General features: G+C 45.9%; 18 protein-coding genes. 16 read left to right on the top strand and 2 right to left on the bottom strand.

The features are described from left to right. Positions 1-13: 13 nt before the first annotated feature. The gene (locus AC1TPC_RS12170; protein ID WP_482067110.1) at positions 14-934 is read right to left on the bottom strand and encodes a hypothetical protein; all 921 of its coding nucleotides are present in this window, start codon (positions 932-934) and stop codon (positions 14-16) included. Positions 935-1045: 111 nt separating this feature from the next. Between AC1TPC_RS12170 and AC1TPC_RS12175 the strand changes: the two genes are divergently transcribed. Both AC1TPC_RS12175 and AC1TPC_RS12180 read left to right on the top strand, forming a co-directional pair. Beyond that, a complete protein-coding gene (locus AC1TPC_RS12175) occupies positions 1046-1639 on the top strand; it encodes a CPBP family intramembrane glutamic endopeptidase (protein WP_482067111.1) in 594 nt (197 codons plus the stop codon). Further along, positions 1636-1869: a hypothetical protein gene (locus AC1TPC_RS12180; protein WP_482067112.1), complete on the top strand. Its 234-nt coding sequence runs from the start codon at positions 1636-1638 to the stop codon at positions 1867-1869. The genes AC1TPC_RS12175 and AC1TPC_RS12180 overlap by 4 nt, the downstream gene beginning before the upstream one ends. On the opposite strand, the gene AC1TPC_RS12185 is transcribed toward AC1TPC_RS12180, so the two are convergent. Then, positions 1859-2722: a polysaccharide deacetylase family protein gene (locus tag AC1TPC_RS12185; protein ID WP_482067113.1), complete on the bottom strand. Its 864-nt coding sequence runs from the start codon at positions 2720-2722 to the stop codon at positions 1859-1861. The genes AC1TPC_RS12180 and AC1TPC_RS12185 overlap by 11 nt on opposite strands. A gap of 177 nt (positions 2723-2899) precedes the next feature. Here AC1TPC_RS12185 and AC1TPC_RS12190 point away from each other — a divergent pair, with 177 nt between their 5' ends. The 14 genes from AC1TPC_RS12190 to AC1TPC_RS12255 all read left to right on the top strand — a co-directional run bounded on the left by AC1TPC_RS12190 (position 2900) and on the right by AC1TPC_RS12255 (position 13373). Continuing rightward, on the top strand, positions 2900-3223 hold the full coding sequence (locus AC1TPC_RS12190; RefSeq protein WP_482067114.1) for a hypothetical protein: 324 nt from the start codon (positions 2900-2902) through the stop codon (positions 3221-3223). Between the two features lie 203 nt (positions 3224-3426). After that, positions 3427-4041 carry a genetic competence negative regulator gene (locus AC1TPC_RS12195; protein ID WP_482067115.1) on the top strand — a complete coding sequence of 205 codons (615 nt, stop codon included), beginning with the start codon at positions 3427-3429 and terminating at the stop codon, positions 4039-4041. A 146-nt stretch (positions 4042-4187) separates the two neighbouring features. Continuing rightward, positions 4188-5438 carry a Glu/Leu/Phe/Val family dehydrogenase gene (locus AC1TPC_RS12200; protein WP_482067116.1) on the top strand — a complete coding sequence of 417 codons (1251 nt, stop codon included), beginning with the start codon at positions 4188-4190 and terminating at the stop codon, positions 5436-5438. A 15-nt stretch (positions 5439-5453) separates the two neighbouring features. Next, entirely contained in the window at positions 5454-6149 is a 696-nt protein-coding gene (gene prsW, locus AC1TPC_RS12205) for a glutamic-type intramembrane protease PrsW (RefSeq protein WP_482067117.1), read from the top strand. Positions 6150-6223: 74 nt separating this feature from the next. Beyond that, a complete protein-coding gene (locus tag AC1TPC_RS12210) occupies positions 6224-6382 on the top strand; it encodes a hypothetical protein (RefSeq protein WP_482067118.1) in 159 nt (52 codons plus the stop codon). 104 nt (positions 6383-6486) lie between these two features. Next, entirely contained in the window at positions 6487-7842 is a 1356-nt protein-coding gene (gene ypeB, locus AC1TPC_RS12215) for a germination protein YpeB (RefSeq protein ID WP_482067119.1), read from the top strand. Between the two features lie 58 nt (positions 7843-7900). Next, positions 7901-8554 (top strand): flagellar brake protein, encoded by a 654-nt coding sequence (locus tag AC1TPC_RS12220; RefSeq protein WP_482067120.1) that lies wholly within the window; start codon positions 7901-7903, stop codon positions 8552-8554. 54 nt (positions 8555-8608) lie between these two features. Beyond that, positions 8609-8806 (top strand): hypothetical protein, encoded by a 198-nt coding sequence (locus AC1TPC_RS12225; protein WP_482067121.1) that lies wholly within the window; start codon positions 8609-8611, stop codon positions 8804-8806. 171 nt (positions 8807-8977) lie between these two features. Further along, positions 8978-9646 (top strand): (d)CMP kinase, encoded by a 669-nt coding sequence (cmk, locus tag AC1TPC_RS12230; protein ID WP_482067175.1) that lies wholly within the window; start codon positions 8978-8980, stop codon positions 9644-9646. Positions 9647-9649: 3 nt separating this feature from the next. Further along, positions 9650-10228: a lysophospholipid acyltransferase family protein gene (locus AC1TPC_RS12235; protein WP_482067122.1), complete on the top strand. Its 579-nt coding sequence runs from the start codon at positions 9650-9652 to the stop codon at positions 10226-10228. A gap of 81 nt (positions 10229-10309) precedes the next feature. Beyond that, positions 10310-11545, top strand: coding sequence for a 30S ribosomal protein S1 (rpsA, locus tag AC1TPC_RS12240; RefSeq protein WP_482067123.1), 1236 nt, complete (start codon positions 10310-10312; stop codon positions 11543-11545). Between the two features lie 94 nt (positions 11546-11639). Continuing rightward, positions 11640-12284, top strand: coding sequence for a YphA family membrane protein (locus AC1TPC_RS12245; RefSeq protein WP_482067124.1), 645 nt, complete (start codon positions 11640-11642; stop codon positions 12282-12284). Then, positions 12284-13201: a YIEGIA family protein gene (locus AC1TPC_RS12250; RefSeq protein ID WP_482067125.1), complete on the top strand. Its 918-nt coding sequence runs from the start codon at positions 12284-12286 to the stop codon at positions 13199-13201. The genes AC1TPC_RS12245 and AC1TPC_RS12250 overlap by 1 nt, the downstream gene beginning before the upstream one ends. Then, positions 13194-13373: a capping complex subunit for YIEGIA gene (locus tag AC1TPC_RS12255; RefSeq protein ID WP_482067126.1), complete on the top strand. Its 180-nt coding sequence runs from the start codon at positions 13194-13196 to the stop codon at positions 13371-13373. Before AC1TPC_RS12250 ends, AC1TPC_RS12255 begins: the two co-directional genes overlap by 8 nt. Positions 13374-13388 lie beyond the last annotated feature (15 nt).

Here is a 13388-nt window from a genome sequence, read left to right on the forward strand (position 1 = left end):
TCCTTTAGAATGGCTATTTGGTTTCTGGATAGAAAAACGGAAGCTGAGGCAGAAGGGCCTTCTGGTATAGTCGTGATTTGCTCTCCATAAAATCGCCAGTGCGCACGGCCTCCGTATTAATGAGGAGATCAACGACCGCTGACAAGGTTCGCATCTTCATTTTTGCAGCTTGTCCGGATAGGACGAATTCGTCAACACGGCTGGTCAAATCCTGCGGATAGTAGGGAGTCAGCTTTTTGCGCGTCATGAGCTGATCGGCTATCAGCTTGTTTTTTATCGTAATAGGAAGGCTTTTCCACGTCTTTAGCTCTAACAGCGCGGGAGATTTGAAATCCCCAGGAATATTAAGATCAACCGTTGCTGACCACTTCAGCATAGCTGAATAATAGGCTTGCTGCGCGCTAAGCGCAAACTGAGAGGCGGAGAGATAGGTTTTCTCCTGCTCAACATTTTTCTTAAGCTCGTTGAACGACAATGTTTTTGCGCTGATCGCCGCTTTGTCTGCTGCTTCTTCAAACAGCTTTAGGCTGCGAATGTAGCTAACCTGTGATTGTCCAAGCAGAGGAGACTTTTGCATGTCAACCGAGCTCACATCCTTTGATTTCGCATTGGCAAGATTGGCCAAATCCTTGAACATGGAAGTTGCTTCGCTTGTTTTTCCTTGCGACAATTTATTCATGGCTGCGAACCATTCGTTTTGAAATTCACGATAAGGCAAAAATACAGTATGATAGAAAGAAACAAGATCTTGCTGCTGATAAGGGTTTACAGAAGCAGTCGCCTTCTTCGAGCCGTCGTCCTTGGTCACGTATTTTGCTTCTGTCTTTTCTGTACCGATTTGAACGCCGTAAAAGAACGCTCCAACCGTACAAATAAGCATAAACACAAATCCAATACTAAATAGCATTGCGGTGGTCGTTAATCTTTTTTCCATCTCTTCCTTTATCTCCTTCTATGTAAAAAAATTATGCTGTCGAATTGCTCTACCAGTATAGGTGAAAAGGTCGAAAAAGAAAATATGAATGATTCAGACAGGCGGGAAGCTATGAAGAAATTTGATATTCGCAATATTCGCATTCGCAAGGTGTCCGTTGATGATCTAGATGACCGTATGCTCCTTATCAATCTATATACTACACAGGCTGTTACTTTTATTATCGGTTTGATATGGGTTTTATTTCAGCATCAAAATGTGATCCGATTATTTACGCCTCCTAAAGAGCTTGCATTTGTATATTGGGGACTTGGGCTCGCTGCCGCCGTTGTCGTTGTGGATCTACTGATTTCCCGTTTTGTTCCAGAAGAAGCGGCTGACGACGGCGGTGTCAACGACCGAATTTTCCGAACTCGACCAATCTGGCATATTGCTGTTCTTTCATTCGTAGTCGCGGTATGCGAGGAGCTTCTATTTCGCGGGGCGCTGCAGCATGCCATTGGTCCCTATTGGACAAGCATTATTTTTGCTACGATACATGTAAGGTATTTAAAGCACTGGATTCCGACAGGTCTCGTTTTCTCGATTAGCTATGGCTTGGGTTGGATCTATATACAATCAGATTCTATATTGGCACCGATTATCGCTCATTTTCTAATTGATTTCATAATGGGGTTAATTATACGATTCAGGAGGGAGTCATGAGCAGGAAAGAGAAATTTGGAAGCCCGAGGGTGGCAAGTCAGCAAGAAATGACGGCGGAGCCGTCAATCATCGGAACGGATTCCAATGAAGGTGAGGCTCTGCCGCCAAGGCGGAGAAAACATCCTTCCAGCATTAATAAAGTAACAAAATGGTATTATAATCTTTTATTTTTATTGTTCGTTTGTCTGGTGGGGGGCTTGTTCTGGTACGGACTAAAATTTAGCGAATAAGCTCTATTGCAGCTGGGTCAATAAACCCGTAGCCTATACTCTCTAATGTCGTCAACAATTCCTCAAGCGCATCTGCTGTCCATTGCAGCTCATGCATCAATATATTGGCTCCGGGATGGAGCTGCTCGAGCACGTTTTTGATGACCACATCCGGCTTATCTTTAGCCGTTTTATCCCAATCAAGGGAACCATTCGACCACGTCATGTAAAGCATGCCGTGGTTTTTTGCTGTTTCCTTCACGACTTCTCCGCCTGAGCCGTAGGGCGGTCTAAAAAATACAGGTTTTTGTCCGATTAAGTTATCAATATCAGATTGAACGTCACCGATTTGTTTTTCAACGACCGATTTGTTTTCATCTTTTAGATTAATATGGTCCCAGGAATGGTTCCCGATTGCCTGTTCACGATTTTTGATGAGTTGGAGTAGCTCAGGGTTTTGCTTGATCCGATAGCCGTTAACGAAAAAGATAGCTTTCGCCTTATGCTTATCAAGCGTGTCTAGTATGCTTGTCAGTACCGCTTCATCCTTCGGTCCGTCATCAAAGGTCAGCAATACGACCTTGCTCGGTGTGCTTTCCTCGATCGGTACGAGGCGATAGGCTTCGTTCATTCGGTATAAAGGAGCATTCAGCGTCTCATCCTTGCTGACAGGAGCATTCGTTTCAGCAGGCTGTATCGTTTCTGGCGTATTTCCATTATCCTCTAGCCTTACAGGAGCTGGTGAAGCAGCAGGCTGCATCGTCGCTTCGGCTTCTCCTGAAGCAGGAAAATTCTCGTCAGGCTGCTGTGCAGAGCAGGATGCCAGCATTGCACCAATTAGCAGGATGCTGATCGTTAGAGTGATTCGCTTCATTGTGATGGACCTCCATGGCTAAGTTGTCATTCAAGCTAAATCGACATCATTGTATCATACTTGCCTAATCAAAGAGCTAGAATGATTTCCTTATTTTATATCGAATGAGGGTCTGTTCTGACGGTCAAACTAACACCTGAATACACAAGATGATCTAGGAAAGAGGTGTTCGTGATCATGAAGTTGAGTGGTTTTTTGGTCGGTGGATTAATTGGTGCGGCTGCTACCGTGTATGTCTCGCGCAGGAAGCCTGGAGCTGTGGCATGGGCAGCAAACACATTGTCGGATGCTTGCTCGTCGGTTGCCCGCAAATCGGTCTCGAAAATAATGAGCAAATCGTTTAAAGAAGAGGCGGTAAATCTAGCCCCAAAGCATTCAGACGATACCGTCGAAAAATCAGATGCCGCTTGGGGACAAATTGAAACTATTGTAAATAGTGACCCCGCCCTCAAGCGGGAAACGGATAAAATCAAGGCGGAATCGTCGGCAGTTGCCCATTAAAAAACACAGCAAGATAGCTGAATCGTTGGACGTTAAGCAGTGATGCAAAACGGCCAAACGATTCTTTTTTTTCATTCAATATTAGTGCATTCGAAGAAAAGAAATGATAAAGTAGTTACATAGTATGATTTGGTCAATTTGATCACATCTTTCTAAAAAATTCATACGTTATTACAACAGATGCTGCAGAGGAGGATCCTGTCATGAAGATCGAACGACTGAGCCAGGATAAGATACGGATTTTCCTGACGTTCGACGACCTGCTGGAACGGGGGATCCAGAAGGACGACATGTGGCGCGAAATTCCAAAAGTACACGAACTATTCAGTGAAATGATGGATCAAGCATATAGTGAACTTGGATTCGATGCCAGCGGCCCATTAGCGGTCGAAGTGTTTGCCCTCCCCGCTCAAGGTATGGTAGTGATTGTCACCCGTGGCAAAATGAACAGTCATGCAGTTGATCGGGCAACCGAAGATGACGACACGGAAGATGAAATATATGAGATGGAAGTTACGCTTGAGCAAAGCGATGTCGTGATGTATTCCTTTCGAGAATTTGAGGATGTCATCTCGGTATGCAAGCAATTGCAAAGCTCCACTCTCACCGAGGATGGACGTTTGTATTCCTATAATGGCAAGTATATTTTAGCGTTAGAGCCAGCATTGATCGATGTTTCCAGGCACAATGCTGTTATCGCATTGCTTGCAGAGTATGGTGAAGCGACTTCAGTAACCTATGCGATGCTTGAAGAATATGGGAAAGTGATTATGCCCGAGTCAGCGGTACGGGAAATATGTAATCATTTTAAATTTTAAGCGAACAACATGTTAAGAGCATCTGCAGGCTGAATCTTGTCTGCACGATGCTCTTCTTGTATATTGACTTAAATGAAAAAGGGAATACAGTAGAGAAAAGGCGTTCATATTAGATGTATTAGATGTAAACAAAGGCGGTGGATGTAATGAGTGATAAAGAAGCGAATGATGTGCTGAAATCTACTCAAATCGTAATTGAGCAAGCGCTGCGAAGACTTGGCTATGATCAAGATATGATTGACCTATTAAAGGAGCCGATGAGGCTGCTGACCGTACGTATTCCGGTAAGAATGGATGATGGTACAACTAAAGTTTTCACTGGATATCGCTCTCAGCATAATGATGCCGTTGGACCAACGAAGGGCGGCGTGCGCTTTCATCCAAACGTCTCGGAAAACGAAGTTAAAGCTTTATCCATATGGATGAGCTTGAAATGCGGAATTGCTGACCTGCCTTACGGCGGCGGCAAGGGGGGCGTCATTTGCGATCCAAGAACGATGTCCTTCCGCGAGGTGGAACGATTAAGCAGAGGTTATGTACGAGCTGTCAGTCAAATTGTTGGGCCAAGCAAAGATATACCAGCACCGGATGTCATGACGAATTCGCAGATTATGGCCTGGATGATGGACGAGTACAGCCGCATCCGTGAATTTGACTCGCCCGGCTTTATTACCGGAAAGCCGCTTGTTCTTGGCGGCTCCAAGGGAAGAGAGACCGCGACGGCGCGCGGCGTTGTCATCATGATTTCCGAGGCGCTTCGCCTTAAAGGGATTGAACTGAAAGATGCGCGCATCGTGATTCAGGGCTTTGGAAATGCTGGAAGCTATCTTGCCAAATTCATGCATGAGGCCGGTGCGAGGGTAATAGGTATTTCCGATGTGAACGGAGCATTGTATAATGAAGAAGGGCTTGATATCGAATATTTGCTCGATCGACGAGATTCCTTTGGCAATGTGACGAATTTATTTCCAAAGACGATATCGAATTCAGAGCTGTTGGAGCTTGATTGCGATGTTCTTGTGCCCGCGGCAATCGAGAATCAAATTACGGAGCTAAATGCCTCTCTTATTCGAGCATCCATCATCGTAGAGGCTGCGAATGGACCTACTACGCTTGAAGCTACGCGCATTTTGTCCGAAAGAGGCGTGCTGCTGATACCGGACGTGCTCGCGAGCAGCGGCGGCGTTATCGTGTCCTATTTTGAATGGGTGCAAAATAATCAAGGCTACTACTGGGATGAGCAAGAGGTGGATGATAAGCTGAAGCTTATGATGGTCCGCGGCTTCAATCATGTGTACGAAATACACCGCACTCGAAAGGTCGATATGCGTCTTGCCGCTTATATGGCTGGCGTGCGAAAAATGGCCGAGGCCGTTCGTTATCGTGGCTGGGTGTAAGAAAGTAGGGACGCAATGCTTTTGTTTTCCGTTTTGACTGCGGCCGTTGCGCCTGGCGTTTCGCTGCTTACTTATTTATATTTGAGGGACCGCTACGAGGCGGAGCCAATCCATATGGTTGCCAGAATGTTTGTGCTCGGCATACTTGTCGTCGTGCCTATTATGGTTATTCAACGCGGTCTGCAGCTATGGCTGGGGGATCACTCGGTTTGGTTTGCATTTGGCGAATCGGCAGGGGTCGAGGAATTTGTGAAATGGTTTGTTCTGTATCATGTCATATACAACCATACCGAGTTTGACGAGCCATATGACGGTATCGTGTACGCCTCATCGATTTCGCTAGGCTTTGCTACGCTCGAAAATGTTCTATATGCGATTTACTCGCCGGCTACTTTCGGAACGCTTCTCGTAAGAGCGCTCCTTCCAGTATCGGGCCATGCCTTGTTCGGCATCATGATGGGCTACTACTTAGGCAAAGCGAAGTTTGCTCCTAAGCATTTGAGCAAATATTTTTTAGCGATATCGCTTGTGCTTCCGGTATTGCTGCATGGCACGTATGACTGGATTATGATAACGGTACGCACCAATTGGATGTGGTTCATCATTCCGTTTATGATCGTCCTTTGGATATGGGGACTGCGCAAAATGAATCATGCGAATTCCCGTTCTCCCTTTCGTTTTCTTGTCCGCGAGGATGAGATTAAACTGTAGCTGATCCGTCCATACTGACATTATATAGAAATGCCTGAAACGATGGCGTTCGAATAATGGCTGAGGAGGGGCATATGGAGGCTGCAAGGATTAAGGTTACGATCCGGTGCAACGTGTGCGGAGAGAAATTTGTTCTGCGCGGACGCAGAGACAAAGACTCGATTGATACTGGCTTCAAGCAATGCATTTGCAATAACGCAAACGATCTTGAAATCGAAGAGCATGCATTTTAATCAAAATGAAAGCAGCTATTACAATTAAATAGATGGATGCATAAAGCTCCCTTGGGCAAACCAAACTAAAACCAGGTTTTGCACAAGAAAGGAGCTTTTGTATTATGTACCATCGACTCAGCTCGATTCTGTTTCCGGTTATGTCCCTGCTTTTTCTCGGCGCCATTTACTGGGGCTATCAAGAGCATCAAGAAAAAAACTCGATATTGATAAAAGCTGAAAACCAGTATCAACGTGCGTTCCACGACTTAACTTATCATGTCGAGCAGCTGCATCAACAGCTTGGCAATACGCTTGCTGTCAATTCCACCTCGCAAAGCTATCATCGCAAAGGGCTTGTTAACGTCTGGCGTTTAACTAGCGAGGCGCAAAACGAAATCAACCAGCTTCCGCTCACGCTGCTTCCTTTCAATGAAGCGGGAGATTTCTTGTCGAGAATCGCTAACTTCTCGTACAAAACGGCTGTACGCGATTTGACGAAACAGCCGCTAACGCCAGATGAATTCAAGACGATGAAGACGCTCTATGCCAATTCCGAGCAAATATCAAAAAGTTTGGCCGGCATGCAAAAAGAAGTGCTGGCTAACCATTTGCGCTGGATGGACGTCGAGATTGCGCTTGCCTCCGAGAAGTCAAACAATGACAATGTCATCATTGACGGCTTCAAGACTGTGGACAAGAAGGTCAGCGAGTATCCTGAAATCAACTGGGGTCCATCGGTCAGCAGCATGTACCAGAAGCGCACAATCAAAATGCTGGGCGGTAAAATGGTAACCGAAGAGGATATCAAAAAGCTTGCCGCAAAATTCACGGAAGCAAAGGATGCGGAAATCCGCGTCGTGGAGAACGGAAAAGGGACAGAGTATTCTTCGTATTCCGCTACCGTAAACATAGGCAGCAACAACAAGCTGCAAATGGATTTTACGAAAAAAGGCGGACAGCTCATTTGGTTTATGAATCCACGCGATATTGGAGAGAAAAAGGTTGATTTGGCGAAGGCGCAAGCATCAGCGGATACCTTCCTCAATAAACACGGCTTTTCCGGTATGAAAGCGATCAGCTACGATTTGTTCAAAAATATGGGTGCATTCACCTATGTCAATGTGCAAAGCGGCGTTCTGATTTACCCCGATAAGCTAACGGTCAAGGTCGCGCTCGATAATGGCGAAACGGTAGGCTTGCAGGCCAATGATTATGTTTATGAGCATCACAAGCGCAAGCTGCCAAGTCCGATTCTCTCGAAAGCCGATGCGCGCAAAGCTTTAAACCCGGAAATGAAAGTTCAAAATGAGCAACTGGCGCTGATTGACAATGATTTGGGCGAAGAAGTGCTGTGCTACGAGTACATGGGCAAAATCAATGGTTCACTCTACCGCGTATATATAAATTCGCAGACTGGCGTAGAAGAATCGATCGAGGAAATGTCTACTTACGATTCAAAGGCAGCATCCGACAAATAACGATATGGCTCCCCACAATTCGACGTGTTATAATGCATGTAAATAGGGGGGAGCCAATTTGTTGCCTAAATTGAATCAAATGCTGCATTATCAAATCGCTTCTTCGGACGAAGAGGAAGCAGCGATTGAATATAAGTCGCGGATAGCCGATGAGCAAGAGGACGGCTTACTTATAGAGATACCGATCAATGAGAAATCTGGACGCTACAAACGACTTTTTCTAGGTGACGAGCTTTCTGTTTTTTTTATTTCTGCAGATGGAATTAAACATTATTTTGATTCGCATGTTATCGGTTTTATGGAGGATGGCATCAAGCTAATCAAAATCCGCAGACCAGAACTAGACCGCATAACGAAGGTACAGCGCCGTAGTTTCCTCCGCGTATCGGCTGAGCTTGAAATCGCGGTAAAATTGTCTACTCACGTAAGGTTCGTCTGTGAAACCGATGATGTTGGCGGTGGAGGAATATCATTTATTTGCGATAGCAAATGGCAGCTGGCACCTGAGCAGGTACTGGATTGCTGGCTTCTTGTTCCCTATAAAAACGGCGCGATTGAACATGCTTTTTTTCAAGGAGAAATTGTAAGGGTTGTCGAGCTTAAGTCAGGAAAGAAGCAGGCGATGGTCAAATATGCCAGCATCAATGACTCTGAGCGGCAGAAGGTTATAAGGTACTGCTTTGAGAAGCAGCTAGAATTTCGCAATCGATGAATAATTGTTGGGAAACATGGAAAACTACCCTGAAACAGGAAGGGAGCGAGCCATGTGCTGCAACGGTTGTTACGTAAAAAAAGAAGCCGCAAGCAAATGCTGAATTTGACGGAGGAAGTCAGCCGGTTGCTGCGGAAAATCATTATTGGGCTCATCATTTTATTAGTATTTTCACAAGCAGCTTTGCAAAATCATGCTGTTCGGCATTGGTTAACGGGCGTGGATCAGTGGGAAGGAACCCGCTTGAACTGACGCGCGGCTTTTGCATCTGCTTCTATAGTGTGGTATAATTTTCACGTTCGCAGGCAAAGCCTGCTTTTTTCTTGAGAGGTTTGCGTCGCATTCTTACGTGCATTCGGCCAACTGTCTCTACTAAAAGGGGGTTGACCTTAGGTGGTGCATCACGAAGGTGACAGCGACCGCATGAACATTGCCATTGACGGGCCGGCAGGCGCGGGCAAGAGTACGGTCGCGCGAAAAGTCGCCGAGCAGCTAGGATATGTGTATATCGATACGGGCTCAATGTATCGCGCAGTAACACTGAGCGCGCAGAGAGCAGGCGTAACGGTGGAGCAGACTGCCAAACTAGCTGAACTTGTAAGATCCTTAGAGATTGAGCTTGCACCAGGCGAGCAAGGTCAGTCGGTATTTGTGAATGGAGAAAATGTAACCGCATTGATTCGCTCGCGCGAGGTGACACTTCAGGTGTCTTATTTTGCAGCGAATGAAACGGTACGTGAAGTACTCGGAGTCATGCAGCGCAAGCTTGCCGAGCGCAAGGGCGTCGTCATGGATGGCCGGGATATTGGTTCACACGTACTGCCTAACGCGGAATTGAAAATTTTTCTAACCGCATCCGTTAAGGAACGGGCACTTCGCCGTTACCGTGAAATAGTGGACAGCCAGACGATCACGCTTGACCAATTGGAAGCAGAGATTGCTGCACGTGATCGCTTGGACGAGCAACGCGACATTTCACCGCTGATCTGCGCTTCTGACGCGGTTGTTCTCGACAGCACCGCCATGACAATTGACGAAGTAATTGCATCAATTGTGAAATTAAGCCGAACCAAAATGGCGGAGGCGAAGTAAACTATGTCATATGTGTTTTTCCGTTTTATACTGCGAGTTCTTTACACGCTTTTATTCCGGTTGGAAGCTAGAGGCACGGAAAATATTCCAGCCACTGGTCCAGTCGTCCTCGCCTCGAATCACTTGAGCAACTTTGATCCGCCTACTGTAGGTGTCAAAGTGAAGCGCAAGGTGCATTTTATGGCAAAAGAGGAATTGTTCAAAATTCCTGTCTTCGGTCCTCTCCTTCGTTCGTTTGGCGCATTTCCGGTCAAGCGCGGCGGTGTGAGCAAGGATGCGATCAAGTCTTCAATCACGATGCTGAAGGAAGGCAATGTGATGGGGATATTCCCGGAGGGCTCGCGCAACAATCAATCTGGAGCGGCTAAGAAGGGCGCTGCAATGATTGCAATACGAAGCGGTGCGGTGATCGTTCCCGTTGCGATAATCGGGAAGTATAAGCCATTTAGCAAAATCGTTGTTTGTTATGGCAAGCCTATTGATCTTACCGCAATTATTGAAGAATCATCGCCAGATATGCTTGAACAAGTAACAGACGCTATTATGGTTCGCATTCGTGAACTAGCTGCAAGCAATCGTTAATTTATGTTTTAAATGCTGCTTTCGCTCTAGGCGATTGCGGATTTAAATAAAGTTGGGGTTAGAACTGAGGAGGTTATTTCAATGTCAGAAGAAACTAATGTGCAAGAATCCGTGGCGGAAGAAGTAAGCCAAGACGCTTTGGATAATTTCGTGTCTTTGAAAAAAGGCGATTCCGTTAAAGGTACGATCGTCAAAATCGAAGATAACCAAGCTTATGTAAGCCTTGGATATAAATATGACGGTGTTATTCCTATTCGTGAGCTTTCTGCTGTGCAGATCGACAACGCTACGGACGCTGTTCAAATCGGTCAAGAGGTTGAGCTTAAAGTAGTAAGCATCGACGACGAGAAAGAGAAGCTTGTTCTCTCCAAACGTCAAGTCGACGGCGAAAAAGCTTGGGATACGCTCCAACAACGTTTTGAGAGCGGCGAAGTATTTGAAGTTGCCGTTGCTGACGTCGTAAAAGGCGGACTTGTGGCTGACGTAGGCGTACGCGGATTTATTCCTGCATCTATGGTTGAGCGCCACTTTGTTGAAGATTTCTCCGATTACAAAGGCCGCACGCTTCGCGTGAAGGTTAAAGAAATCGACCGTGAAAACAACAAAGTGATCCTGTCCCAAAAAGAAGTGCTTGACGCTGATTTCGAACAAAGCAAGAAACAAGTAATCGCTGCGCTTGAAGTTGGTCAAGAGCTTGATGGTACAGTTCAACGCCTTACACCATTCGGCGCTTTCGTTGATATCGGCGGCATTGACGGCCTTGTGCACGTATCGGAGCTTTCATGGCAGCATGTTGCACATCCGAAGGATGTTGTAGCTGAGGGTCAAGCAGTCCGTGTTAAAGTACTTAAAGTTGATCCGGCAGCTGGCAAAATCAGCCTTAGCTTGAAAGCCGCTCAACCAGGTCCTTGGGATTCTGCTGGCAGCCAATTCGCAATTGGAGATATCGTAACAGGTACTGTTCGCCGTATCGTTCCTTTCGGAGCTTTCGTTGAAATCGCTCCTGGCGTTGAAGGTCTTGTTCACATCTCGCAAATCGCACACCGCCATATTGCGACTCCTAACGAAGTTCTTCAAGAAGGGCAAGAGGTTCAAGCGAAAGTTCTTGACTTTAACCCGGCTGAGAAACGCGTTAGCCTAAGCATCAAAGAAACAGAAGAAGCGCCTGAGCAAGCTGCACCTAGCGCTAGACCTGAAAGAGCTCCACGTTCGCCAAAAATCGAGAAAATCGACAACCCGAACGTAAGCTTGAGCAACGAGAGCATGAGCTACTCGCTTGCAGAGCGTTTCGGCGATAAGCTTAAAAACCTTAAATAAATTTCTTTCATACTCAAAGGAGCTATTTCTGCGAATCATCGCAGGAATAGCTCCTTTTTTTTGGTGCATAATAGGGGTTACAAGAGGTGATATCATGAATCCTGGATTTATTTCGTTGTGGATTGTTCTAATTTTATTCATCCTGATTGCAACAGGCTGGAAGTCTTATCTTGTACCAGAAATAAGCCGTCGTTCGCTGGCGATTTTTGGAATCGTGACGGGCTTGCTGCTAACCATGTCGATTTGGTGGTCACCATTTTCAGAACATATTCAGGTCGAGATTCATGTCAGTGTTTTCTTCCTTATCATTTCCAGCCTGCTAACTTATAAAGGATCTGATGAATGGAGCTATTACGGATATTTGATTTTGTGTACACTGATGATCGCCGCCATTTGGGGTTTCATTCGGAAAATGTACAGCTTTGATCCAGTCTTTTATTGGATAGACCCAAGCTGGGATGGTCCATTGCTTACCGGCATTTTTTGCGGCGCATTTACTTCCCAAGTGAAGCATCAATTCGGAATGATCGTTTGGGGAGCGGTGCTTGGGGAGACGCTGAATGTACTGCTGCAATCTGGGGCGTATACAGCCCATCTTGGTTCTTTATCTTGGTGGGACAGCTTTTGGATTGCTTTGGCTGCAGCCAGAGCGTTCAGCCTTATGCTCAAGGCGATTCGGATAGGCACATCCAAGCTAAGCGTTATGCTATGGCAAATTAAAGGAGGACGTCCTTCATAATGCAGCATTATCTGGTCGAAAATAAATATTTGATTGGCGTGCTGCTAGGTATCGCCTTTGGCATCATTTCGCGATTGCTCATGCTGAGGACGGATTATAGACAGTATCCGACTTACCCGCATGGCCAGATTATCCATATATCCTTAGGGGTCATTGCAGCGGCACTTGGTGCCGTTGCAGTTCCTGCCTTATTCAATAAGGATTATACGGCCATTACTTTCTTAACGCTCGCTGCGCAGCAGTTTAGAGATGTTCGGAAGATGGAGCGCGAGACATTAACCAAAATTGACAGCATGGAGCTTGTAGGGCGAGGCTCAACTTATATTGAGGGTATTGCCATGGTGTTCGAGGGACGGAATTACTTAGTCATTATGACAGCATTGCTTACTAGCTTATTTGCTATATTAGTGAATATTTGGATCGGAATTTTAGCCGGAATTTTGTCGCTCGTTATTGTTGAGAAACTAAAATCAGGAAAAGCCGTATCTCATATAGCTGCTGTGCAAGCGGCTCAGGTTAAGATTGACGGGCCGGATTTGTTCGTCGGAGACGTTTATATTATGAATGTGGGCTTGAAATCAAATCAAGAAATTATTGCTGAGCGAGGAATGGGATACATATTGACTCCCTTCAATTCAAACGGAAAGGTTACATTGAGCAATCTAGGTCAGCGTCAAGCGATCCTGTACGATTTGGCTACTATTCTCGGCGTATACCGGGACGACGGGGAACCTGCACTAATACCGATGGCCAAGCTTGACATCAAGGATGGGCGGTTAGCCGTGTTCATTTTGCCGCAGGAGCTTGATTCGGTTAAAGGCAAAGAAGTTATTTTGCGGGTACCGATATTGGAATCTGCCGTTCGCATGCCGTCTGAAGCATCCGTAAACAAGAAGGAGGCAGGCGAGAATGGCTAAAATCGTAGCTGTCGTATCCTTGAGGGCTGAGTCGGTTGGGGGTGGAGCGCCTATTTTTATTGCGGAAAATGAAAATAAATTAGAGGAAACCTCCTTTCTTTTGGAGAAGATTTTGGATGCAAGCGCGCATGATTTAAAGAATGGCACAATCATACTGGTCGATCATCGATAATATGAAAAGTTAGCC

This window comes from Paenibacillus sp. Y280 (assembly GCF_056786335.1).